The following is a 22628-nucleotide window of genomic DNA, read 5'->3' on the forward strand; positions in this document are numbered from 1 at the left end:
ACCACCGTCCACGTGCGTGGTCAGTCCCGCGCGAGCAGGGTGCGGAAATGCGCGAGCATGCGCCCGCTGTCCGCCGCCAGCCCCGTGAAGAGACCGAAGGCCTCGCTGGCCTGGAACACCGCCATCTCCCCGCCGCCCAGCGTCGGGCAGCCCCGCTCCGCCGCCTGGCGCAGCAGTTCGGTACGCAGGGGCCGGTAGACGATGTCGGCCACCCACGTCGAAGCTTGCAGCAGCGCGGCCGGGACGGGGGTGCCCGGGTGGTGCGCCATGCCCGTCGGCGTCGCGTTGACCATGCCGTCCGCCGCGGCCAGCAGCCCGTCGAGCTCGCTGGTCCGGCCCACCCGGCAGTGTGCTTCGGGGAAGTGCCCGCCGAGCCGTTCGACGAGCTCACCGGACCGGTCCGTCCGGGTGTCGACCACGGTCACCTCCCGCGCGCCCGAGGCGAGCAGGGCGTAGACCACGGCCGCGCCCGCGCCCCCCGCGCCCAGCACCACGACGCGGCCCAGGGAGGCGTCGGGCAGCCCCCGCTCCAGGCAGCGTGCGAACGCCGACCAGTCGGTGTTGTGCCCGACCGCCGTACCGGAACGGAACACCACCGTGTTCACCGCGCCCAGGGTGGCCGCCTCGGGGGTGAGGCCGTCCAGCGCGGACAGCACCAGCTGCTTGCACGGGTGGGTGATGTTGAGACCGTTGAAGCCCAGGTGGCGGGCGGAGGACACCAGGTCCCCGACCGCCTCGGGAGGCAGGTCCAGCTCCGCGAGGTCGATGGTCCGGTAGATCATGCGGTGGCCCAGTTCGGCGGCCTCGCGCTCGTGCATCGGCGGGGTCAGGGACGGTCCCACCCCCGTCCCGATCAGCCCCACCAGGGAGGAGGTCGTGTTCACGGGTTCGATCCCTTCGTTCCCCGCGCCGCCCGCTGGGCCGCCATCCGGAAGGGGCTGTTGGCGGCGCCGTAGCCGCGGTAACCGCCCCTGCGCTGCACCACCTCCAGGAACAGCCGCCCGTCGAGCATCGGCGTGTAGAAGTGGAGGAACTCGCCCGTCCCGGACCGGTCGTGGAGGACGCCGAACTCGCGCATGAGTTCGAGCGTCACCGGTTCCAGGTCCGTCCGGCAGGCCAGGTCCGCGTAGTAGTTGTCGGGGATGCGCAGCGGCTCGGCCCCGCCGCGCCGCATCGACCGGGCGACCGCGAACACGTCCTCGCACCCGAAGGCGACGTGCTGCGGGCCTCCCCGCGCGTCGCCTGGGCCCCGCCCCAGCAGCGGGGCGTTCAGGGCGATGCGCGGCGCCGCTCCGTCCAGGCTCAGGGCGCGGCTGCGCACCAGACCGTCCGGTGCGGCCAGTTCGGTGCCGTCGTCGGGGTCCAGCCCCAGCACGGAACGGTAGAACAGCGACGCCTCGTCGAAGTGGTCGAAGGGCTGGAACAGTCCCACGTGGTCGATGCCCGTCAGGGCCGCACGCCCGTCAGAGCCCCCGCTGGCGTCCCCGTCGGCGCCGCCGTGGTCCCGCACCGGGACGGAGAAGTCGGTCAGCCAGTCCTCTCCCCCGGCGGGGTCGCGCGGGCAGAAGAAGACCGAGGTGCCGTCGGGCGCGGCGACCGCGTGCAGGACCGCCTCGGCCGGGTCGCGGCGCCGGGGCAGCGGCGGGGCCNATCGCCCCGTCGGCGTCCGCCACCTCGATCCCCAGGGCCGTCACCGCGGCGTCGTCGCTCCAGGTGTGCCCCAACTGGGGGTCGGTGGCGTTGAGCAGGACGCGCGCGCCCCCGTTCTCCCACAGCTGCACCGGCTTGGAACGGTGGTCGCGGGTGTGGACGAACCCCAGGCCCCGGAGGGTGTCGCGCACCCGGTGCGCCGTGTCCTCGGGCGCCGCGACCTCGGCGAACGCGTAGCCGAAGGGCCGGACGGGGGCGGGCAGGCGGGTGAGCTCCACCGCCGTACCGCCCCCGGAGGGCTCCCTCCTCCGGGCGACCCCGTCCTCCAGCACCGCCAGGGAGCGCAGCGCGTCGGCGGCCGTGCGCCCGGGGTCCGACGCCCGGAACACGTCGTTGAACACCTCCAGGGACAGCGGCCCGGTGTACCCCGCGTCGAGCACGTGTCCGGTGAACCCCGTCAGGTCGAAGGACCCCTGGCCGGGGAAGCACCGGTGGTGGCGGCTCCAGTGCAGGACGTCCATGGGCATCAGCGGCGCGTCCGCGAGCTGGAGGAAGAAGATCCTCTCGCCCGGGATGTCGCGGATGCCGGACGGGTCGTGTCCTCGGGAGAGGATGTGGAAGCTGTCCAGGCACACCCCGAGCCCGGGGTGGTCGGCCTCCCGGACGATGCGCCAGGCGTGCCGGTAGTCGTCGACCCAGCGCCCCCACGCCAGGGCCTCGTAGGCGATACGGACCCCGAACGGCTCCGCCGCCTCGGCCAGGCGGCGCAGCTGCGCCGCCGCGCGCGCGTCGTCCCCGGTGGAGTCGGGGGACACGGTCGAGCACACCAGGAGCGTGTCCACGCCCAGTTCCACCATGAGGGCGAACTTGGCCTCCGCGCGCCGCAGGTTACGCTCCAGCTGGGCCTCGTCCACCCCCTCGAAGTCGCGGAAGGGCTGGTAGAGGTCGATGGACAGGGACAGTGACTCGGCCAGGGCCCGGATCTCGCGGGGTGGTAGCGCCGATCCGACGAGGTCGTTCTCGAAGACCTCCACACCGTCGAACCCCGCCCGGGCGGCGGCTTCGAGTTTCTCCTCCAGGGTTCCGCTGAGTGACACGGTGGCTATGGAGCGCCGCATACGTCGTGTTCCCCCTCTCGTTCCTCGCGCCTACTCGGTCTCCTGGCCGCTCTCCTGGAAGGACTCGTAGAGCGCGAGCCGCTCCCCCTCCAGGTTCCGCGCGAAGTGGTCCCGAGCCTGGGAGCGGAACGCCTCGACGTCCACGTCGTCGACGATCTCGATGGCGTCCTCGGCGCGCCACTCCTCCAGGATCCGCCGCTCGGCCTCCTCGACGCAGGCGCGGTTCTCCGCGCGGACCTCGCTCACGGCCTCCTGGAGCACCTGCTGCTGCTCCTCGGTCAGCGCGTTCCAGGTCTGGCCCGAGACCACGATCATCTGCGAGCCGACCTGGTGCCCGGTGAGGCTGATGTGCGACTGGACCTCGACGAAGTTGTCGCCCTCGATGGTCGGGACCGGGTTCTCCTGGCCGTCGACGGTGCCCTGCTGGAGGGCGAGGTAGACCTCCTCGAAGGCCACGGTGGTCGGCTCGGCGCCCAGCGCGGCGGCGTTGGCCAGGTAGATGGGCGAGTCCGGGAAGCGCATGCGCAGGCCCTCCAGGTCCTCGGGCCGCCGGATGGGCTGGTTGGCGGTGAAGTGGCGGTCGCCGAAGTACCAGACGTCCAGGATCCTGGCGCCGGTGGCCTCCTCGAAGCCGTCCCTGAGCTCCTGGGAGCGCTCGGAGTCGAAGTAGGAGAACAGCTGGTCGACGTCCTGGAAGGCGTAGGCGGCGTCCAGCACGCCGATCGGCTCGTAGGAGGCCCCGAGCGCCGCCGAGCCCTGCACGTCCATGTCGATGTCGCCCGACATCACCGAGGCGAAGGTCTCGGTGTTGTCGCCGAGCTGGCTGTTGGGGAAGGTCTCGACGGTGAAGCCCGCGTCCGCCTCGTTCACGCGTTCGGCGACCATGTTGATGCCGCAGCGGGTGTGCGGGTGGTCCTCGGGATAGCTGTTGGAGAAGGTCAGGGTGGTCGCGTCGTCGGAGCCGCCGCCGGTGCCGCAGGCGGTCAGGGCGAGCGCGGCGGCGGGGATCAGGGCCGTCCAACGGGTGGGGGTGCGCATGGGGACTTCCTTCTGGTGTGAGGGGGCGTCGGGGACGTGCGGGTCGGTCGGAGTGCGCGGGGGTGTCACAGGTCCAGGAGCCCGGGCAGGAACAGGACCAGGTCGGGCGCCAGCGTCAGCAGGAGCAGGACCACCACCAGCGGGACGAGGAAGGGCGCGGTGCCGCGGAACACCTCGTGCATGGGTGTGCGGGTCGCCGACCCCAGCACGAACAGCACGCCGCCGATCGGGGGAGTGAGCAGGCCGATCATCAGGCTGATGATGGTGACGATCCCGAAGTGGACCGGGTCGACCCCCACCTGGACGGCGACCGGCAGCAGCACCGGGACCGTGATGACCAGCGCGGCGATCGGTTCGAGCACCGTTCCGATGAGGAGCAGGACCAGGGACGTCAGCAGCATGAGGAGCGCCGGGTCGTCGGTGAGGCCCAGCAGGAGGGACGCGACCTGCTGGGGCACCTGCTCACGGGCGAGTACCCAGCCCAGGAGTCCGGACGCGGCGAGGATGATGGTGATGGAGGCGGCCGTGGTGGCGGTCTCCACACCGATGCGCCACAGGGTGCGCGGGTTCAGGGTGCGGTAGCACAGACCCAGGAACAGGACGTAGGCGACGCCGACCGCCGCGGCCTCGGTGGGGGTGAACAGACCGCTGAGGATGCCGCCGAGCAGGATGACGGGGGCGCCCAGCGGACCCAGCGCGCGCAGTGCCGCGGTGCGCAGTTCGCCCGGCCGCGCGCGCTCGCCCGCGAGCTCGGGCCTGTTACGCGTCCACAGGAACACCGCCAGGACCAGCCCGCCCGCCAGCAGGAGCGCGGGGACCACCGCCGCGGCGAACAGTCCGGCCGTGGAGACCGCGGCCACGGAGGCGTACACGATCGCCGGGATGCTGGGCGGCATGATGGGGCTGATCAGGCTGGTGGACGCGGTCAGGCCCAGGGTGAAGCGTCGCGGGTAGCCCGCCCTGTTCATCGCCGGGACCATCATCTTGCCCATGCCCGCGACGTCGGCCAGGGCCGACCCGCTGATCCAGGAGAAGCCGACGCTCACGCCGATGTTGACGTAGCCGAGGCCGCCGCGCACGCGGCCCATCAGCACCCGGGCGAAGCCGAACAGCCGGTCGGCGATCCCCGCGTGGTTGGCGACGACCCCGAGCAGGATGAACAGCGGGACCGCCAGGAGGGGGAAGCTGTTGACCTCCTCGGCCGCCGTGCGCAGACTCAGTCCGGTGGACTGCCCGCCGACGGCCATGTAGGTCAGGCACGGGCCCAGGATCGCGAAGGCGATGGGCACCCGCAGGACCAGCAGGACGAGGATGCCGAGGACGACCAGGAGCGCGCTCATCGGGCGGCCTCCCCGGAGTCGGCGGTGCGGCCCTCACGCCGCGGGGGCCCGGGGACGAGGACGGCGTTGGCCAGCGCACGCAGCGACATGAGGGTCAGGCCGACGAGCGGGATCACGTAGGTCCAGGACACGGGGATCCGCAGGGCCGGTGTGGACTGGGGCGATCCGCCGAAGACGAGTTCGACGGCCTCCAGTACGCACATCACACCCACCGCGGCGACCACGAGGTTGGCCGCGCTCCACACCACGCGCAGCGCGCGGCCGTCGAGTACGAAGTCCACCACCTTGAGGGTGATGTGCTCGTCGCGCCCCAGGAGGTGGCCGACCAGGGAGAACGTCAACCAGACCAGGCCGAGGCGCGCGAGTTCGCCGGTCCAGACCCAGCCGCCCGCGGGCAGGTGACGCTGGGTGGCCTGGGTGAGCATGAGGACGAGGATCAGCGCGAGCAGCGCGACTCCGGTGACCAGTTCGGCGGTCTCCAGCCACCGCACCGGTGCGGGGCGGGGTGGTCGGGGGGACGGGGGGCTCTCTGCCATCCGGGCGGGCTCCACTCAACGATCAGGGGGTGTCGGTGCAGGTCAGGGGGCGTGATGGGGTCACGCGGAAGACGTGATGTGAACCCTAGGTTTGCCGTTCTCGCGATGGCAAGCGATTGCCAAAAGTTGCCATACCGCGTAGAAGGGCTCCATGACCTCTCCGAAGCGCACCACCATCTACGACGTGGCGCGGGAGGCGGGTGTGGCCGCCTCGACCGTCTCGCGGACCCTGCGCAACCCGCGCCGCGTCAACGCCGCCACGCGCGAGCACGTCCTCGCCGTCGCCGAGCGCCTCGGCTACCGGCCCAGCCCCCTGGCGACCGCGTTGCAGTCCGGTCGGACCGCGACCGTGGCGATGCTGGTGCCCGACATCACCAACCCGCACTTCTTCGGTACCATCCGGGGCGCCGAGCGCCGCGCCTCCGCGGCGGGGATCACCTTCATCCTCAGCGACACGGAGGAGTCCGCCGACAACGAGCTCACCAAGATCGAGCACCTGGCGCGCTCGGTGGACGGGTTCATCCTCGCCGCCAGCCGCATGTCCGACGAGCGGATCCTGGAGCTGGCCGAGGAGCACAACCTGGCCCTGGTCAACCGCGAGGTGCGGGGCCTGCCCAGCGCCGTGGTCGACACCAGTGTCGGCAGCCGCCAGATCGTGGAGCACCTCGCCTCACTGGGGCACCGGTCGCTGGTCTACCTGTCGGGTCCGCACCAGTCCTGGTTGGCCGGGGAGCGGTGGGATTCGCTCCGCGACGGCGCCGAGCGGCACGGGATCCGGGCCGTGCGCCTGGGCCCCTTCCCTCCCCGTCTGGTCGGCGGCGGAGCCGCGGCCGACGCCGTCCTGGTCACGGGGGCCACCGCCGTCGTGGCGCACAACGACCTGTTGGCGATCGGGGTCCTGCGCCGCCTGGCCGAACGGGGCGTGGACGTGCCCCGGCGGATCAGCGTGGTGGGCTACGACGACATCTTCGGGGCGGACTTCTGCGTGCCCTCGCTCACCACCCTGGCCGGGCCCCAGGACCAGGCGGGCCGCGCGGCCGTGGAGCTGCTGCTGGAGAACAGGTCGCGCTCGACCGCCCGCACGCCCGACCGGCGGGTCATGCTCCCCTCGCACCTGGTCATCCGCGAGTCCACGGGGCAGGCCCCCGAATGAGGGAGCGGTCGGTTGCGCCCGGAACCTCGCCAAGGATTGTTCAACAAGGGTCAATGGAGAAGCGTCGACCTTTCTCATGAGTGGTGCCAGTGGGCTCACCGGATGTGTCGCCGGTGTGACACGGGAGGTCTGGACTGCGCTGATCCCGTACCCATGGCGAGTCTCCGCGCTCCAACCCCGCTCTGGGCGCAGGATCACGGCGAGTGGGTGCGGCCGGTGGTCCCTGACGGTCGCCGTGCTGATGGGAGATGTCTGCGCCTTGATTGTTGAACAGTTGCAGCTTAGGGTGTGCGCATGCTGCGTGACGGAAGCGGCTCCACGGAGGAGCTGAGTACGACCGGTCGGGTGGCGGACGTGCTGCGCGAACGCATCGTCGAGGGCGCCCTGCCACCCGGGACGGCGCTGCGCGAGGTGGCGGTCGCCGCCGAGCTGGAGGTCTCGCGCAACACCCTGCGCGAGGCCCTGCGGTCGCTGGCCTCCGAGGGCCTGGTCGTCCAGACGCCGAACAGGGGCGTGTCCGTCAGGGCGCTCACCGCCGCCGAGGTGCGCGACATCTACCGCACCCGTCGGGTCCTGGAGACGCAGGCTGCCACGGAGAGTGCCGTGGCGGACGAGGCGCACTTCACCGCCATGGCGGACGCGGTCGCCGCCAAGGAGCGGGCCGAGCGGGCACGGCGCTGGACGGAGGCGGGCACCGCGAGCCTGCACTTCCACCAGGCGCTGGTCGCGGTCCTGGGCAGCCACCGGATCGACGAGTTCTTCCGGACGCTGCTCGCCCAGCTGCGACTGGCGTGGGCGGCCTCCCGCGACGAGGAACGGTTCCAACGGGGCTGGGCCGCCCGAGACCGTGAGCTGTTCGAGCTGCTGCGGCGGGGACACCGCACGCAGAGCGTGGGGGTGCTCCTGGTCTACCTGGAGGACTCCGAACGGCAGGTGCTCGACGGACTCCGCCAGGCGCGCGGCGCACCACCCGACGACCGCAGTGAGAGGAACGCGCGGGGCCGGTCCCCGCGCGCCGACGCCACGTGAGGAGCGGGATGAGTCCAGTCACCACCTCGTACCAGCCCACCAGGGACGGCATCCTCGATGTCGACGTGCCCTTCTACGACCGGCTCGCCGGGGACACCGACGGTCGGGAGCTCGTCGAACGCTTCGTGATCCCGATCCGTTCCGGTCGCGCCTGGGAGGTGCCCGCGGGACACCTGTGCCGGGTGATCACCCCGGAGGGGGCCCAGGCCGGGGACTTCAACGTCTGGAACCGCCACAATCCCCGGGAACGCCTGTGGGCGGCGCGCACGCGCCAGCTCCAGGGCGCGCACGTGACCCGCCACGACCGGCTGTGGTCGACCCTGCCCTACCTGCGCCCGCTGTTGACGATCACGAACGACTCCCTGGAGTGGTACGGCGTGGACGAGGACGGGGCGCGGGTACACGACCTGCTCGGATCCCGTTGCGACCCCTACGTCAACCGCATCCTCACCGGTGAGGACTTCGACTTCCACTGCCACTCGAACCTGACCCGGGCGGTGCTGCCCTACGGCCTCACCGAGTTCGACGTGCACGACGTGCTCAACCTCTTCACGGTCACCGGCCTGGACGGGGACGACCGGTACTACATGAAGCCCTCGCCCGCCCGGGCCGGGGACTTCGTCGAGTTCTTCGCCGAGCAGGACCTGCTGTGCGCGTTGTCGACCTGCCCGGCGGGCGACCTCTCCGTTCCGTTCTGGGGTCCCGACGCCCGTGATCCCGTCGACGTGTGCCGACCGCTGGCCGTGGAGGTCCACCGTCCGGCCCCGGAGCTGACCGAGGGCTGGAGCACGCCGCACACCGCCCCGTACCGGGGGATGCACGGCATGACGCCGCCGTCCTGGTCCGACCGGCAGGCCTCACGCGACGGGGAGGGGTGACGCCCCTCCTCCCACGCGTCCCGGTGCCTCTGGGCACCGGGACGCGTTCCGAACCCGGAGGTACCGAAGGCGCGCGGACCCGGATCAGCCCTTGCCGGGTTCCTCGCCCTTGGCCCAGGCGGTGACGAGCCGCTGGGCGTCGGGGCGGCGGGGCATGGCCACGATGAGCAGGTCGTTCTCGCGGACCCGGGTGCGCCCGGTGGGCACGAGCACCCGCTTGCCCCGCACGATCGTGGTGACCAGGCCGTGCGGCGGATCCAGCTCGCCGAGCCGCCGGCCGACGATGTAGAGCTCCGCTGTCGCCCGGACCTCGATGAGTTCGGTGTTGAGGTCGCTGATCGGAACGTCCGCCGCCACGGGGTCGAGCGAGTGGCCGCCCCGGGTCAGGCCGAGCCAACGCGCGGCGAGGCGGATGCTGGTTCCCTGCAACGCGGCGGAGGCCAGCACGACGAAGAAGACGACGTCGAAGATCAGGGCACCCTCCGGATACCCCGCCACGAAGGGGAAGGTGGCCAGCACGATCGGCACCGCCCCGCGCAGCCCGACCCAGCTGACGAACGTGATCTCCCGCCACGTGTAGTCGAACCACATCAGGCACAGCATCACCGTCACGGGCCGGGCCACCAGGACCAGGACGGTGCTGACGACCAGCCCCGAGAGCGCCACGCCGGGCAGGTCGGAGGGGAAGACCAGCATGCCCAGCAGCATGAACAGGCCCACCTCCGCCGTGTTGGACAGTCCCTCGTGGAAGGTCCGGATGCCGCGCCGGTGCAGGGGAGCGCGGGCGCCCACGATCAGCCCGGTGACGTAGACCGCGAGGAAGCCCGAGGCGCCCACCATCGCCGCGACGCCGTAGGAGACCCCGGCCACTCCCAGGGCCAGCACCGGGTAGACCCCCGCCGGGCCCAGGTTGACGCGGGTCAGCAGCCAGCTTCCGGACAGGCCCGCCAGGCCCCCGACGGCCAGACCGCCCACCAGCTGCATGAACCCGAAGAACACCCATTCGGCCGGTGTCGGGGTGTCCTGCCAGGTGGAGATCAGGCCGATGGTGAGCAGGATGGCGATCGGGTCGTTGGCCCCCGACTCCACCTCCAGCAGGGCCGCGACCTTGCGGGGCAGCGGAGCCCTCCGTAGCATGGCGAACACCGCCGCGGCGTCAGTGGAGGCCACGACCGCGCCGATGAGCAGGGCCGTCAGCGGTCGCACGTCCAACAGAAGGTACGTCCCCGCCGCCAGGAGCAGCGCCGTGCCCGCCACGGCCACGGTGGCCAACAGGAACCCGGGTGCGGCCGCGCGCCGCAGGTCACCGGGCTTGGTCGTCAGGCCGCCCTCGAAGAGGATGAGGATCAGTCCGACGGTCCCGCCGATCTGGGCGACCTCGGGGTCGTCCAGCCGGAACAGCCCGAGTCCCTCGTCGGCGATGAGCATGCCCAGCGCGAGGAAGAGCAACAGGCCGGGCAACCGGATGCGGTTGGCGAAACCCGAGGCCAGGATCGCCGCCACCAGGAGCAGTCCGGCTGCCAGTATCCACCCGTCGGCGGGTAGTTGAACTGTCATGGTCCCCCGTCGTCGGCTCCGCGATGGGAGGGAGTGTATCGGTGGCCACCGGTGGTGATCATGGTGCCGCACGGGCCCTGACCTGCGCCGTCACCCGTTTCCTCGTGCCGTTGGACGGCACGGCGGAGGCGCTGGTCGCCGTCGGTCCCGCGCTGCGCCTCGCCCGCGCCCTGCGGGTCCCCCTGGAGCTGCTGACCGTGCACGACCGGGTGAACGGCCGGTGGGCCGAGGACGTGGACGAGATCGCCGCGGGCCTGCGCTACGGACGCGTCGAGGTCTCCATGGTCGGCTCCGGCTGGCCGGGGGACGTGATCGTCGACGCGGTCGCCGAACAGCCCGGAACGGTCGTGTGTATGGCCACCCACAACCGCGACCGGTTCTCACGCCTGGTGGCGGGGAGCGTCACCGGGCACGTGCTGCGCCAGGCCGCCGCCCCCGTCCTCATGATAGGTCCCGGGTACAGGCGGGACGGGGGAACCGGTCCCGGTGGCAGCGCCGTCGTGTGCCTGGACGGCGGCTCCCGCGACGCCACCAGCATCGCCCTCGGGGAGAGCTGGGTCAGGCAGCTCGGGTTGGAGATGGAGCTGGTGCACGTGGCCTCGCCCGGCGGGTCCGCCGTCGCCGGAGCCCGGCTGTCCCGGATCGCCGGGCGGTTGGGGGCGGAGGGGCTGGCGGTCCGGACGACGGTGCTGACCGGAACGGACCCCGCGAGCGACGTCACCGAGCTGCTCCACCAGCGTCCGGACGCCCTGGCGGTGCTGGCCAGCCACGCCCGGGTGGGGATTCCGCGGCTCGTACTGGGGAGCGTGAGTTCGAGGATCCTCGAATCCAGTCCCCGCCCCCTTCTCCTCACCCGTTCGTCCTGACCGCCCACCCCGCTCTCCCACACGCTCACCCGTCGGCGAACGCCTTGCGGTAGTGAGCGATGAGCTCCTCGTCCGGGCCGGCCCTCGTGTGCTCCGGGCGTCCGTCGAGGACGGCGGCGAGCGTGTCCAGGCACACGTCCCACCCGGCCGCCGTGTTCGCCGTCCACGCGGGGTCGGCGACGGTGTTGGAGAGGTGGAGCACGCACGCGTCGCCGTCCTCCTCCAGGGTCCAGCGCAGGTCCTCGCCGTCCCAGCGGAACGCGAGGGTGTGCGGTGGGAGGAACTCGGTGATGGGTACGACCTGCGGTTCCTCGTCGGGGAAGGTCAGTGTGAGACTGCCGCCCTCGCGCGCGTCGATCGCGACCCGGCAGGGGAACCACTGGCTGAGCGCCTCGTCGTCGGTCAGGGCGGTCCAGACCGCCGCCCTCGGGTGCGGATAGCGGCGGGTGAAGTGCAGGACGGGTGTGCCCGGTGTGCTCGTGTCGACACGGGCCTGGGTGGTCATGGCTGTGGCCCTTCGTTGGGATGCGTGGAGTCCAGGTAGTCGCCCAGTTCGTCCAGCCTGTTCGTCCAGAACGCCCGGTAGGGGCGCAGCCAGTCGTCCATCTCCCGCAGCGCGTCGGCCCGGAGGCGGTAGCGCCGCCCCTGCCGTTCGGCGGTCTCGGAGACCAACCCGGCGGTGCGCAGCACGCGCAGGTGCTTGGAGACGTTGGGCTGGCTCATCCCCAGCCCGGAGACCAGTTCCTTGACGAGGAGGCCCTCGCTCCGGCGCAGCGCGTCCAGGATGCGGCGTCGGCTGGGCTCGGCGAGGACGGCGAACAGGTCGGACATGGAGGCGAGTATTCCTCAGCAGTTATATAACTGTCAAGGCATGTAGAAGGGCGGGTCCCTGCCCTGCGCTCTTCGAGGAGGAGCGTCCCCACGACCGGGTCAGGTCACCGAGGGGACCGGCTGGGCCGGTGGGCGGGGGCGGCCGTGCCCCGGAGTCGTGAACGGCACCCTTCCCTCAGCCCACCCGGCCTCCCGTCCGTTCCGGGGACGTCGCCGTTCGGAGGCCCGTGCGCCCCGCCGCCGGTGCGCCGGAACCCGGCGGCGGGGCGCACGGAGCCGGTCAGTCGCTCAGCTCCGGTTTGCCGAACAGCACGGCGTAGCCGGAGGGCAGCTGGCTGAGGATGTGGTTGAGTTGGCCGCCGGTGATCCGGTGGGCCACGGTGGTGAGCACCGCGCTGGCGTCCCACTCGGCGGTCCGGGGTCTGGCGCCGGTGGCGGCGGCCACCCTGGTGAGGAACTCCTCGAGGCCGAAGGACTCCGCCTCCAGGAGTTCGCCCTGCCGTATCGCGTCGCCCAACTGGTCGGGCAGCTGCGCGACCAGGTGTTCGGCCCCGTTGGCCTGGAGACGGGGCGCCAGCACGCCGAGCACCGCGCGGCTGACCTTCTCGGCCTCGTCCCGGTCGGCGTACTCGCCCAGCTCACGGACCTCGTTCAGGAACTCGTCGTAGTGCATCCCGACCTCCTCACCACGTGTCGGCGGCTGTCCGGGTCCCCTGCCCACTCCCGGGGAAAGGGAATCTCCAGGGCCCGGCCCGAGTTCGGCGCGGCGCGCGCCCCGTCTGGTCACGTTCCCGTGGGGCGGACGTCCGACGGTGGCCGGCGGGGTACGGGGGAGAGGGCGTCGGTGTCCTCCCGGCCCCTCCGGAGCGCCGCGAGGACGGCGGGCACCATCGCCAGCAGCGCGAGCACGGCCAGGGCGGCGCCGGTCCACAGCGGTGCGCGCAGGCCGAAGGCGTCGATGCCCATGCCGCCCGCCCAGGAGCCGACCACCACGCCCAGGGTGATGAAGGAGGAGTGCGCCGTGTTGACCAGGGCGCGCGCGTTCCCGGCGCGCTGGACGCGGGTGACCATCGCCGGGTTCAGGGTGATGCCGACCAGGCCGATGCCCGCCATCGCCAGCAGCGCGGGGACCGGCAGGTCGGCGAAGAGGGCGAAGACTCCCAGGAACACCGTGTTGAGCGCGAGTCCGGCCACGATGACGGTCACGGTGTGGGACATGGCCATCCGGCCGACCACGATGGTGCCGATGACCGTCGCACCGCCGTAGCCGAGCAGCAGCAGCGGCACGGTGTCGCGCGGGAACCCGGTGACCTCGGTGAGGATCGGCGTGAAGTAGGAGAACGCCGCGAAGGTGGCGCCGATGATGAGCGTGGAGGTGGCCATCACGGCCCACAGGCGCGGTCTGCGGAACACCGCGAGTTCGGTGCGCGCTCCACCGGCCTCCGCGGGCTTCTCCAACCTGGGCAGGGCCACCAGGGTGGCCACCGCCACGGCCACGGTCAGCGCTCCCACCGCGACGAAGGCGGCCCGCCAGCCGAACTGGTTGCCCAGGAGCGTGGACAGCGGGAGTCCGAGCAGGGTTCCGACCATCAGGCCCTGGAGGGCCACGCCGGTGGCGCGTCCGCGCAGGTGCGGCGCGGTGACCTGGGCGACGGCCGACAGGGAGACGCCGAAGAAGGCGCCGGACGCCGCCCCGGTGACGACGCGCGCGAGGACCATGCTCCCGTAGGAGTCGGCCGCGGCGGCCAGGGTGTTGCCCGCGAGGAAGAGGGCGAACAGGACCAGGAGGGCGTGGTGGGTGCGCAACCGCAGCACCGCCAGGGTCGCCAGCGGGCCGCCGAACGCCATCGCCAGCGCGAACGCGGTGATGAGGTAGCCGACCTGGGGGATGGTGACCTCCAGGTCCTCGGCGATCTGCGGCATGAGGCCGCCGACGAGGAGTTCGCTGGTGACCATGGTGAAGATGCCGAGCGCCATGAGGTACACGGATCTGGGCAAGGGGCTTCCCCTTCTTTTTGGAATGTTAGATACAAAACGAAGGCGCACGAAGCGTCCGTGCCGGGCCGCGCTGCCGGAGGAGGCCGACGCGGTGGCGGGGCGGGGGTCAGTGCGTCAGGGTGTGAGGGCCTCGATTCCGGTCGACGCGATGCCCTCCAGCACCGTGCGCCCGGCCCCCGACTGGGCCGCGACCCTCATGCCCGACACGAGGGAGGTCACGTACCAGGCCAGGTCGCCGGGGTCGCGGTCGGCGGCGACGGAGCCGTCGAGCTGGCCGTCCATGAGGGCCAGGCGCAGGGAGGACAGGCGCTTGTCCAGGTCCGCCTCCACGACCCGGGCGACGTCCGGGTTGCGCGAGGCGATCGAGGTGATGGTGTTGACGGTGAAGCACCCGGCACCGCGCCCGCTCTCCCGGTTGGCCGTCTCTTCGTCCACGATCACGGCGAGCAGCGCTCGGACGCGTTCCAGGCCGCTGGCCGCGGGGGTGTCCAGGACGGTCGCCTGACGCGCGGTCATGGTGCTGACGTAGTACGACAGGGCTCGGCGGAACAGGTGCTCCTTGGAGTGGAAGGTGTTGTAGAGGCTGCTGCGGGTCAACCCGGTCACCCGGCACAGGTCGGCCGTGGAGGTCCCGTCGAAACCCTTGGCCCAGAACTCCTGGCAGACGGCCCGGATCACCCGCTCCTCGTCGAACTGGCGTGGTCTTCCCATGGGGGAGAGGGTAGCACCTTATGGACTGATTGATACATAAAATGTGCGCGCTACTCCGGGGCGGCGCGGAACCGGCGGTCGTGTGACTGTCGTCACCTACGCGTAGGGTGTGGGTTCCGTACGGCCGCGAACCCTCGCGGCACCACCCGGCGACCCGAGGGGATCTCCACGTGCGCCTGCTCTACGTCCTCGACGTCAACGACCTTCACACCGAGGCCGACTTCTGGTGCGCGGTGCTCGGCTTCGAACGCGAGGAGGGCCAGCACCCGACCTACCTCACGCTCAGGGACCCGGACGGGCGCTGGCCCAACCTCCTGCTCCAGAAGGTGCCCGAGCCCCGGTCCGGCAAGAACCGGATGCACCTGGACATGGTCGTGCCCGACGTGGCGGCGGAGATCGACCGGGTACGCGGCCTGGGCGCCCGGGTGCTGCGCCCGACCTTCGAGGAGGACGGGCACCTGCTGGCGGTCATGGCCGACCCCGAGGGAAACGAGTTCTGCGTGGTCCAGCAGCTCGACGGGGCCACGGGGGAGTAGCGGCGCACCCGCCGCGACGTCGACCGGGAGGGGTGGCGGCACAGGGGTCGGACCGGGTTCATGAGGAGCTCGCCTCTCGGCCCACCCGGCGCGGGCGCAGTCCGACGACGGCGATCACGGCCAGCCCGACGGTGATGGCGGCGCACACGTATCCCACGGTGGTGAAGGCGGAGCCGTAGGCCTCCCGCGCGGCGGTGAGAACGTCCCCGGCGACGTCCGGTGGCAGCCGAGAGGCCGCCTCCCCCGCGGAGCCGATGTCCTCCCGTGCCGCGACGACGGTGTCGGCGGGCAGGTCCGGGGGCAGCAGTTCCTCCACCCGCATCCGGTAGACGGCGGACGTCAGGCTGCCCATGGCCGCCACGCCCAGGGCGACACCGAGCTCCCCGCTGGTCTCCGTCAGGGCCGAGGCCGACCCGGCGCGCTCCTCGGGTGCGGACGCCACCACGAGGTCGGTGGTCAGTATCGTCGTCGGACTCAGCCCGAGCACGGCGAGCGCGCCCCCAGCCACCAGTATCCACAGCGGATCCCGTGTGCCGACCTGTGCGAGTACCACGTATCCGCCCAGGGAGAGCAGCGCGCCGCACGTGATCACCGCTGACGTTCCCCACCGGGCGGCCAGCGCGGGCGCGGTGAGGGAACCGGCGATCGCGGACAGGGCGATGGGCGCGGTCAGCATGCCCGCCCGCAGCGGGGACAATCCGGCGCCGGACTGGAGGAACTGCGGTACGAGGAAGTTCACCGAGGTGACGGTGAAGATCCCCACGACCAGGAGGGCGAGGGAGGCGCGGAAGGTCCGGGAGCGGAACAGCACCGGATCCACCAGCGGTGTCGCGAGGCTCCGCTGCCGACGCACGAACACGAACACGAGGAGCACACCGGCGGCGAGGACGGCGGTGTTCAGCGGGCTCGTCCCGGAGGCGGCCAACTCCTTGAGGCCGTGGACGACGCCGAGCACCGCTCCGATCGACAGCGCCACGCTCACCAGGTCGATCCGCGTCGCGGACGGGTCGCGGCTCTCCGGCAACAGCACGGGGCCGAGCAGCACCACGACCACCATGACCGGTACGGCCAGCATGAACACCGATCCCCACCAGAACGCCTCCAACAGGACGCCGCCGATGAGCGGTCCCAGGGCGAACCCGGCGGAGAAGACCGTCATCCACACCGCGACCGCGGTCGTGCGCTGGCGGTCGTCGCGAAACATCGTCCGGATGAGCGCGAGCGTGGACGGCATCAGGGTGGACCCGGCGGCGCCGAGGGCGGCACGCGCGGCGATGAGCGACGTCGGGCTGCTCGCCAGCGCCGCCCACAGCGAGGCGGCGGCGAACAGGACCGACCCGGTGAGCAGCAGCCGCCTGCGCCCGATGCGGTCGCCGACCGAGCCCATGGTGACGAGCAGACCGGCGATCATGAAGCCGTAGACGTCCATGGCCCACAGCCACTGGGTCGGGCTGGGTTCCAGGTCGGCGCTGATGTGCGGCCCTGCCAGGAACAGGACGCTCGCGTCGATGGCCAGTACGAACAGCGGCAGGGCGAGCAGGCCGAGCCCGAGCCACTGGCGTCGACCCGCGCGTGGCGGTACGTCCGCGACCATGCTTGGTCTCCGTTTCCAATTAAGATACGGTACGGACCGAATCGAAATTGATCCTAGGCAGGGGAGGGGAGGACGTCAATGGGTGGGAGTTCCGGCGGAGGCGGGCGGCCACGCGACGTGAACATCGACACGGCGGTCCTGGACACCGTGTCCGACCTCCTGGAGGAGGGCGGCTACCGGGGCCTGGCGATCGAACGGGTGGCCAGGCGGGCGGGGGTGAGCAAGGCGGCCGTCTACCGGCGGTGGCCCAACCGGCAGCTGCTCGTACTCGCCGAGTTGGAGCGGCGCATGGGACGGGTGGAACCGCCGAACAGCGGCTGCACCCTGTGCGACCTGGACGAGGCCCTGTCCCTGTTCGCGCGCACCTTCACCTGCATGGGGCCGGAGTTCCTCAGTCCGCTGCTCGCCGACTGCTCGGGCGACGCCGAACTGCACCGCAGGTTCATGGACACCCTCTTCACGCCTCCTCGGGAAGCGGTGCGTGATGCCCTCGAACGGGCGCGCGATCGCGGAGATCTGCGGGACGACGTCGACCTCACCCTGGCGGTCGACACCCTGGCCTCCCTGGTCCACTATCGACTGCTCTTCGGGCACGCGCCGGTGGACGGGGAGGAGATCTCCCGTGCGGTCGCGACCCTGTTGCGAGGGCTGGCGCGGGACTTCTCCGTGCTGGAGGCGGAGGCCGGGCATGACGGCGGCGACGGGACCGCGCGGGCGGGCCGATCCCCGCTGTGATCCTCCCAGCCGTGACGCTCCGGTCATGTGTGCGGCCGGGGCAGGGGGGTAGCGCCCGCTGTAGGACCCGTAAGCGCCGGTGAGCTGCGGGAACGCGTGCGATCGCGTGTCCCGGGGCGACCGGCTGGTCCGGCCCGTCCGGGGAACCGGGCGGGCGGTTCATCCCGCGGGGTTCCGGGGCAGCGCCCCGGAGCCCGGCGGTACGGGCTCCGGGCACCGCGAGGACGCGACGGGGGTGAGGGACGTGTTCCGAGACCGGCGAGACGCGGGCGAACGGCTGGCCCGCGTGGTTCGGGCGCAACTGGGCCCGAACCCGCTCGTGCTGGCGATGCCGCGCGGCGGGGTCCCCGTGGCCGAGCGCGTCGCCGAGGCCGTCGGGGTACCGCTGGACGTCGTGGTCGTGCGCAAGATCGGCGCGCCCGGAAGCCCGGAGACGGCGATCGGGGCGGTCACGGCCGACGACCCTCCTCTGTTCGACCAGAGGGCACTGGACCTGCTGGGAATCCCGGAGGAGCGCCTGGCCGACATGGCCGAGGAGCAGCGGGAGGAGGCGCGGCGACGTGTGCGGGCCTACCGGGGGGACGCCCCCGAAGCGGAGGTGACCGGGCGCGACGTCGTGGTGATCGACGACGGCCTGGCGACCGGAATGAGCGCGCGGGCGGCGCTGACCGCGGTGCGTTCCCGGCGTCCCGCGTCCGTCGTGCTGGCCGTTCCCGTGGGCTCCCCGAACGCGGTGCACGCGCTCGCCGACGTGTCCGACCGCGTCATCTGCCTGGAGACGCCTCCTGACTTCGGCGCGGTCAGTCTGTGGTACGAGGAGTTCCCGCAGGTCACCGATGACGAGGTGCGCGAGCTGATGGCACGGCGCCCCGGCGGCCCCGACGGATCCGGAGGGGCCCCTCCCGGCTGACCCCCCGACCACCACCGTGCCCCGGCGGACGGTGGACACCGCGGGTCCGAGGACCCGCGCCCGGACGCCCGGCCCCGACGAAGGGAGATCACCATGACCGCCGTCGACGTGACGGTACGCACCCCGGACGCGCGGCTCGACGGGCAGCTGGCCATGTTCCCCGGAGCGACCGCGGTCGTGGCCTTCGCCCACGGCAGCGGAAGCTCACGGCACAGCCCGCGCAACCAGGCCGTGGCCGACGAGCTCCGCCGGACGGGCGTCGCCACGCTCCTGTTCGACCTGCTGACCCCGGAGGAGGAGCGCACCGACAACGTGACCGGGCGGCAGCGCTTCGACATCGACCTGCTTACCAGGCGCCTCACCGGTGCGGTGGAGTGGCTTGCCGCCCAGGAGAGCACCGCGGGGGTGCCCATCGGCCTGTTCGGCGCCAGCACCGGAGCCGCCGCGGCGCTGCGGACGGCGGCCGAGCGCCCGGAGATGGTCTCGGCGGTCGTCTCGCGCGGTGGCCGTCCCGACCTCGCGGGCACGCGGGCGCTCCAGCTGGTGCGGGCCCCGACGCTGCTCATCGTCGGAGGGGCGGACACCGACGTCCTCCGGCTCAACGAGGAGGCGGCCGACTGGCTCGGAGGGCCCAGCCGGGTCCACGTCGTCCCCCGCGCCACCCACCTGTTCGAGGAGGAGGGGGCCCTGGAGGAGGTGGCCGACGCCGCCTCCGGCTGGTTCGCGGGCATCCTCGGCGAGCGGGAGAGGTGAACGTGCCGCCCCCGATCCCGAACTGGGAGGACTGAGATGGTGACGGACGGACGGCGGATCGACCCGGACGCGGTCCTGCCACTGACCGGGCCGAGGTCGCTGGACCCGCTCGTGGAACGGATCGGCGACGCGCGGTACGTGCTGCTGGGCGAGGCCTCGCACGGCACCGCCGAGTTCTACCGCTGGCGCGCGGAACTGACCCGGCGCCTGATCGACGAGGAGGGGTTCTCCTTCGTCGCCGTGGAGGGGGACTGGCCGGACTGCCAGGCGCTGCACTGCGGTGTCGTGGGCGCGCCGGGAGCCCCCGGGGACCCGAAGGAGATCCTGGAGGGTTTCCACAGGTGGCCGCAGTGGATGTGGGCCAACACCGAGGTGGTGGAGTTCGCGCGGTGGCTGCGCGAGCACAACCTCCGACTCCCGGAGGAGCGGCGCGCGGGGTTCTTCGGTCTGGACGTGTACAGCCTGTGGGAGTCGCTGTACGCGGTGCTGGAGTGGCTGCGCGAGAACATGCCGGAACAGGTGGGACCGGCACTGAGGGCCTACCGGTGCTTCGAACCCTACGGGGAGGATCCCCAGTCCTACGCCCACGCGACGCGGCTGGTGCCCGAGAGCTGTGAGGCGGAGGTCGTCGACCTGCTGGCCGGGCTGCGCGGTCAGGTGGGGGGACCCACCGACGACGGCCTGGCCGACTTCGCGGCGCGCCAGAACGCCGAGGTGCTCGCGGGCGCCGAGCGGTACTACCGGTCGATGGTGCGCGGGGGCGCCGAGTCGTGGAACGTCCGCGACCACCACATGGCCGACACGCTCGACCGGCTCATGGCGCACCACGGCCCCGACGCCAGGGCGATCGTGTGGGAGCACAACACCCACGTCGGCGACGCGCGTGCGACCGACATGTCCGCCGCGGGCCTGGTCAACGTGGGGCAGTTGGTGCGCGAGCGGCACGAGGAGGAGGGGGTCGTCATCGTCGGTTTCGGTACCTACGAGGGCAGGGTGACGGCGGCCCGGGAGTGGGGCGAGACCCCGGAACCGATGCCGGTCTCCGCGGCGCGTGAAGGGAGCGTCGAGGACCTGTTGCACGGCGCCGTCCAGGGGGACGCGGGCCTGTTGATCCTCACGGGTGAGGAGGCCAACGATCCGTTCGGGGACGAGATCCTCCCGCACCGCGCCATCGGGGTCGTCTACCACCCCGGTCGTGACCGGCGGAGGAACTACGTCCCGACCGTTCTGGGGGAGCGCTACGACGCCTTCGTGTTCGTCGACCACACCCACGCGCTCACCCCGCTGCACTCGGTCGAACGGGACTCGGGTGAGGAGGAGACCTGGCCCACCGGCCAGTGACCGGACCGCGTCTTTCCGGGTCAGGTGCCACCAGTGAGCGGGGTCCCGCCCGCTGCTAGGTTGTCCGCGGACATAACGGACGGTGCGGCCGTGGGGACACGGCACGGCCGTATCCCGAGCGCGGACCGGAGGCGGGGCGGAAGTGGACGGGACGGCACGGCCGTGGAACAGACGTGTACGGAACGCCCTGGCGTGGCTCGGCGCGGGACTGCTCGTCGGCGCCCTCGCCCTGGCCGTCGTCACGGTGGTCGTGACCTGGGGTCAGTACGAGGACGGCCTGCTGGAGGAGGTCGACGGCTGGTGGATGTTCTCGGTCATCATCGCCTCGTTGGTCCTGTACTTCGGTATCCGGTGGGGGCCTCCCGCGTTTTCCCTGGTCGCCGACGACGAGTACGAGTGGAGCTACCTCTTCTGGATCTCCCTGTTCTCCCTCGTGGGCCCCATCCTCGTCTACGTCGGCTTTCCCGGGCACTCCTTCGCGACGACCGCGGACGGAGCCCGGGAGTACGACCCCTCGCCCGCGGCGGCCAGTATGTGGCTCGTCGTTTGCATGGTCGCCCTGGGCTGCCTGCTCATGCTGCCGTCCGCGCGCCCGCCCAGGCTCCGCCCCTTCAGGGTCTCGCTGTCCTTCGCCACAGCGGGTGTTCTCGCGGTCGTACTGGTCACCGGGTTGGTGTCGATGGTCGCGTTCCCCCGGGAGCCGCACACCGTCGCGGGGGAGATGGGGGAACCGGCATCGGTCCCGGAGTCGGTCAGCCGCGTGGGCTGGAGTTGGTCGCCTCCGCTGGGAGTGGGTGTCGAGGAGGTACGCGCCGGTACCCACGGGCCCCTCGTGCTGCTCGAAGACGGAGTCGTCTCCCTGGACGGGCCCACCGGAGAGGAACTGTGGTCCTTCCGGCGTCCGCGCGACTGGGACAGGAACGTGTGGGTCGACGACGAGCACGTGTACGTGCGCTATGCCCAGGGCGACCCGCCGCCGGAAGAGGAGACCGAAACCGACGCGGGGCCGGTTGAGCGGACGACGGTGGTGCTCGACATCGCGACCGGGGAGGTCCTCGATGAGTTCACAGCTCTCGAACCGGACGAGGGAAGGCTCGTCGCGGTGACGCCCGAGGCCCGGATCGAGCGGTTCGTGACCTACCCCGGAGGCGAAGTCGTGCTGAGGGGGAGCTCCCTGGACGGCGACGGGAAGCTGTGGTCGCGCACGCTGGTGACACCTGGCGAGGGCCAGATGTGTCGCCACGACGACCCCCGACGGTATGGGAACCTCCTGGTCACTCTGCACGGGTGCGCGTCCGGGCTGTGGGAGGAGCGGGGGTACGTGCCCTTCCGTGACGTCTTCCTGCTCCAGCAGGATCCTGTGGAGGCCACGGTCACCGCCGTGGACGTCACCACCGGTGAGGAGGCCTGGCGGCACGAGTGGGTGACCGAGCCGGAGGAGTGGCCGGCCGACCTGGTCGGAGGTCACTCCCCGGTCGGAGACGGTACCCCGGTGATCGCGCTGGAGCGGTGGGACGGAGACCCGGAACTGCTCCTGCTCGACGCCGCCACCGGGGAGCGGCTCGACCACCTGCCTGACTTCATGCTCGACGAGGACGGGACCAGATCCGAGGACTACGGGGGCGTGGTGCGGATCGACACCGAGGGCAGCGTGGTCCACGAGATCCCCGGCTACGGTGCGCTCATCCACCGCGCCGACGCCTCCGGCGAGATCACCGCGACGGCGGACCTGGGCGATATCAACGCTGAGACCGCGGTGGACGACATCGTCGCGCTGGAGGACATGGCGCTCATCCCGCGCATGCGAGATCCCTACGACCTGGAGGACCAACAGACCAAGGTGGCGGTCGCACCCTTCGGGGAGACGGTGACCTGGGACACGGTCCAGTGGCTCGACCCCGACGGGCGGTTCCTGGTCGACATGCTCGCGGTTCCCGGCGCGGTCGTCGTACACACGGACGGTGACTACGAGGAGCCCCTCGTGGAGGGCCTGGTGCCCTGACGGAGGCCGTGCGCGTGCCGGACGGCGGTTCGAGCGCACCGCCGAATGCGAT

General features: G+C 71.9%; 23 protein-coding genes. 10 read left to right on the top strand and 13 right to left on the bottom strand.

Annotation, left to right across the window (positions count from 1 at the left end; all coding sequences use genetic code 11):
- Nucleotides 1-20 precede the first annotated feature (20 nt).
- The 6 genes from D455_RS0120095 to D455_RS0120115 all read right to left on the bottom strand — a co-directional run bounded on the left by D455_RS0120095 (nt 21) and on the right by D455_RS0120115 (nt 5682).
- On the bottom strand, nt 21-884 hold the full coding sequence (locus D455_RS0120095) for a shikimate dehydrogenase (protein ID WP_017572499.1): 864 nt from the start codon (nt 882-884) through the stop codon (nt 21-23).
- Complete coding sequence (locus D455_RS35525; protein WP_241480289.1) at nt 881-1510, bottom strand: VOC family protein; 630 nt, start codon at nt 1508-1510, stop codon at nt 881-883. Before D455_RS35525 ends, D455_RS0120095 begins: the two co-directional genes overlap by 4 nt.
- On the bottom strand, nt 1464-2768 hold the full coding sequence (locus D455_RS31125; RefSeq protein WP_449289313.1) for a TIM barrel protein: 1305 nt from the start codon (nt 2766-2768) through the stop codon (nt 1464-1466). Before D455_RS31125 ends, D455_RS35525 begins: the two co-directional genes overlap by 47 nt.
- A gap of 30 nt (nt 2769-2798) precedes the next feature.
- A complete protein-coding gene (locus D455_RS0120105) occupies nt 2799-3806 on the bottom strand; it encodes a sialic acid TRAP transporter substrate-binding protein SiaP (protein ID WP_017572500.1) in 1008 nt (335 codons plus the stop codon).
- A gap of 65 nt (nt 3807-3871) precedes the next feature.
- Complete coding sequence (locus D455_RS0120110) at nt 3872-5146, bottom strand: TRAP transporter large permease (protein WP_017572501.1); 1275 nt, start codon at nt 5144-5146, stop codon at nt 3872-3874.
- Entirely contained in the window at nt 5143-5682 is a 540-nt protein-coding gene (locus D455_RS0120115; protein ID WP_051064670.1) for a TRAP transporter small permease, read from the bottom strand. The genes D455_RS0120110 and D455_RS0120115 overlap by 4 nt, the downstream gene beginning before the upstream one ends.
- A 151-nt stretch (nt 5683-5833) precedes the next feature.
- Here D455_RS0120115 and D455_RS0120120 point away from each other — a divergent pair, with 151 nt between their 5' ends.
- The 3 genes from D455_RS0120120 (at nt 5834) to D455_RS0120130 (ending at nt 8742) form a co-directional block, all read left to right on the top strand.
- Nucleotides 5834-6835: a LacI family DNA-binding transcriptional regulator gene (locus D455_RS0120120; RefSeq protein ID WP_017572503.1), complete on the top strand. Its 1002-nt coding sequence runs from the start codon at nt 5834-5836 to the stop codon at nt 6833-6835.
- 294 nt (nt 6836-7129) lie between these two features.
- The gene (locus D455_RS0120125; RefSeq protein ID WP_017572504.1) at nt 7130-7864 is read left to right on the top strand and encodes a GntR family transcriptional regulator; all 735 of its coding nucleotides are present in this window, start codon (nt 7130-7132) and stop codon (nt 7862-7864) included.
- An 8-nt stretch (nt 7865-7872) separates the two neighbouring features.
- Nucleotides 7873-8742, top strand: a complete 870-nt coding sequence (locus D455_RS0120130; protein WP_017572505.1) for an urea carboxylase-associated family protein — start codon at nt 7873-7875, stop codon at nt 8740-8742.
- A gap of 84 nt (nt 8743-8826) precedes the next feature.
- Here D455_RS0120130 and D455_RS0120135 read toward each other — a convergent pair whose 3' ends face one another.
- A complete protein-coding gene (locus D455_RS0120135; protein ID WP_026122808.1) occupies nt 8827-10299 on the bottom strand; it encodes a potassium/proton antiporter in 1473 nt (490 codons plus the stop codon).
- Between the two features lie 41 nt (nt 10300-10340).
- Here D455_RS0120135 and D455_RS0120140 point away from each other — a divergent pair, with 41 nt between their 5' ends.
- Entirely contained in the window at nt 10341-11165 is an 825-nt protein-coding gene (locus tag D455_RS0120140) for a universal stress protein (protein WP_017572507.1), read from the top strand.
- A gap of 25 nt (nt 11166-11190) precedes the next feature.
- Here D455_RS0120140 and D455_RS0120145 read toward each other — a convergent pair whose 3' ends face one another.
- The 5 genes from D455_RS0120145 to D455_RS0120165 form a co-directional block, all read right to left on the bottom strand.
- Entirely contained in the window at nt 11191-11670 is a 480-nt protein-coding gene (locus D455_RS0120145; protein ID WP_017572508.1) for an SRPBCC family protein, read from the bottom strand.
- On the bottom strand, nt 11667-11996 hold the full coding sequence (locus D455_RS0120150; protein WP_017572509.1) for an ArsR/SmtB family transcription factor: 330 nt from the start codon (nt 11994-11996) through the stop codon (nt 11667-11669). The genes D455_RS0120145 and D455_RS0120150 overlap by 4 nt, the downstream gene beginning before the upstream one ends.
- A 280-nt stretch (nt 11997-12276) precedes the next feature.
- Complete coding sequence (locus D455_RS0120155; RefSeq protein ID WP_017572510.1) at nt 12277-12669, bottom strand: DUF2267 domain-containing protein; 393 nt, start codon at nt 12667-12669, stop codon at nt 12277-12279.
- Nucleotides 12670-12779: 110 nt separating this feature from the next.
- On the bottom strand, nt 12780-13994 hold the full coding sequence (locus tag D455_RS0120160; protein WP_169552650.1) for an MFS transporter: 1215 nt from the start codon (nt 13992-13994) through the stop codon (nt 12780-12782).
- Nucleotides 13995-14108: 114 nt separating this feature from the next.
- The gene (locus D455_RS0120165) at nt 14109-14705 is read right to left on the bottom strand and encodes a TetR/AcrR family transcriptional regulator (RefSeq protein ID WP_017572512.1); all 597 of its coding nucleotides are present in this window, start codon (nt 14703-14705) and stop codon (nt 14109-14111) included.
- Between the two features lie 170 nt (nt 14706-14875).
- Here D455_RS0120165 and D455_RS0120170 point away from each other — a divergent pair, with 170 nt between their 5' ends.
- Entirely contained in the window at nt 14876-15241 is a 366-nt protein-coding gene (locus D455_RS0120170; protein WP_017572513.1) for a VOC family protein, read from the top strand.
- A gap of 58 nt (nt 15242-15299) precedes the next feature.
- Here the strand turns inward: D455_RS0120170 and D455_RS0120175 are convergent, their stop codons facing one another.
- The gene (locus D455_RS0120175) at nt 15300-16835 is read right to left on the bottom strand and encodes an MFS transporter (RefSeq protein ID WP_017572514.1); all 1536 of its coding nucleotides are present in this window, start codon (nt 16833-16835) and stop codon (nt 15300-15302) included.
- Nucleotides 16836-16952: 117 nt separating this feature from the next.
- Between D455_RS0120175 and D455_RS0120180 the strand changes: the two genes are divergently transcribed.
- From D455_RS0120180 to D455_RS0120200, 5 genes are all read left to right on the top strand, one after another.
- Nucleotides 16953-17570, top strand: a complete 618-nt coding sequence (locus D455_RS0120180) for a TetR/AcrR family transcriptional regulator (protein WP_017572515.1) — start codon at nt 16953-16955, stop codon at nt 17568-17570.
- 235 nt (nt 17571-17805) lie between these two features.
- Nucleotides 17806-18480, top strand: coding sequence for a phosphoribosyltransferase (locus D455_RS31130; RefSeq protein ID WP_241480292.1), 675 nt, complete (start codon nt 17806-17808; stop codon nt 18478-18480).
- A gap of 93 nt (nt 18481-18573) precedes the next feature.
- Nucleotides 18574-19233, top strand: a complete 660-nt coding sequence (locus D455_RS0120190; protein WP_017572517.1) for a dienelactone hydrolase family protein — start codon at nt 18574-18576, stop codon at nt 19231-19233.
- 36 nt (nt 19234-19269) lie between these two features.
- The gene (locus D455_RS0120195) at nt 19270-20574 is read left to right on the top strand and encodes an erythromycin esterase family protein (RefSeq protein ID WP_017572518.1); all 1305 of its coding nucleotides are present in this window, start codon (nt 19270-19272) and stop codon (nt 20572-20574) included.
- A gap of 142 nt (nt 20575-20716) precedes the next feature.
- Nucleotides 20717-22576, top strand: coding sequence for an outer membrane protein assembly factor BamB family protein (locus tag D455_RS0120200; protein WP_017572519.1), 1860 nt, complete (start codon nt 20717-20719; stop codon nt 22574-22576).
- Nucleotides 22577-22628 lie beyond the last annotated feature (52 nt).

Source organism: Nocardiopsis halotolerans DSM 44410 (assembly GCF_000341065.1).
Classification (GTDB): Bacteria; Actinomycetota; Actinomycetes; order Streptosporangiales; family Streptosporangiaceae; genus Nocardiopsis; species Nocardiopsis halotolerans.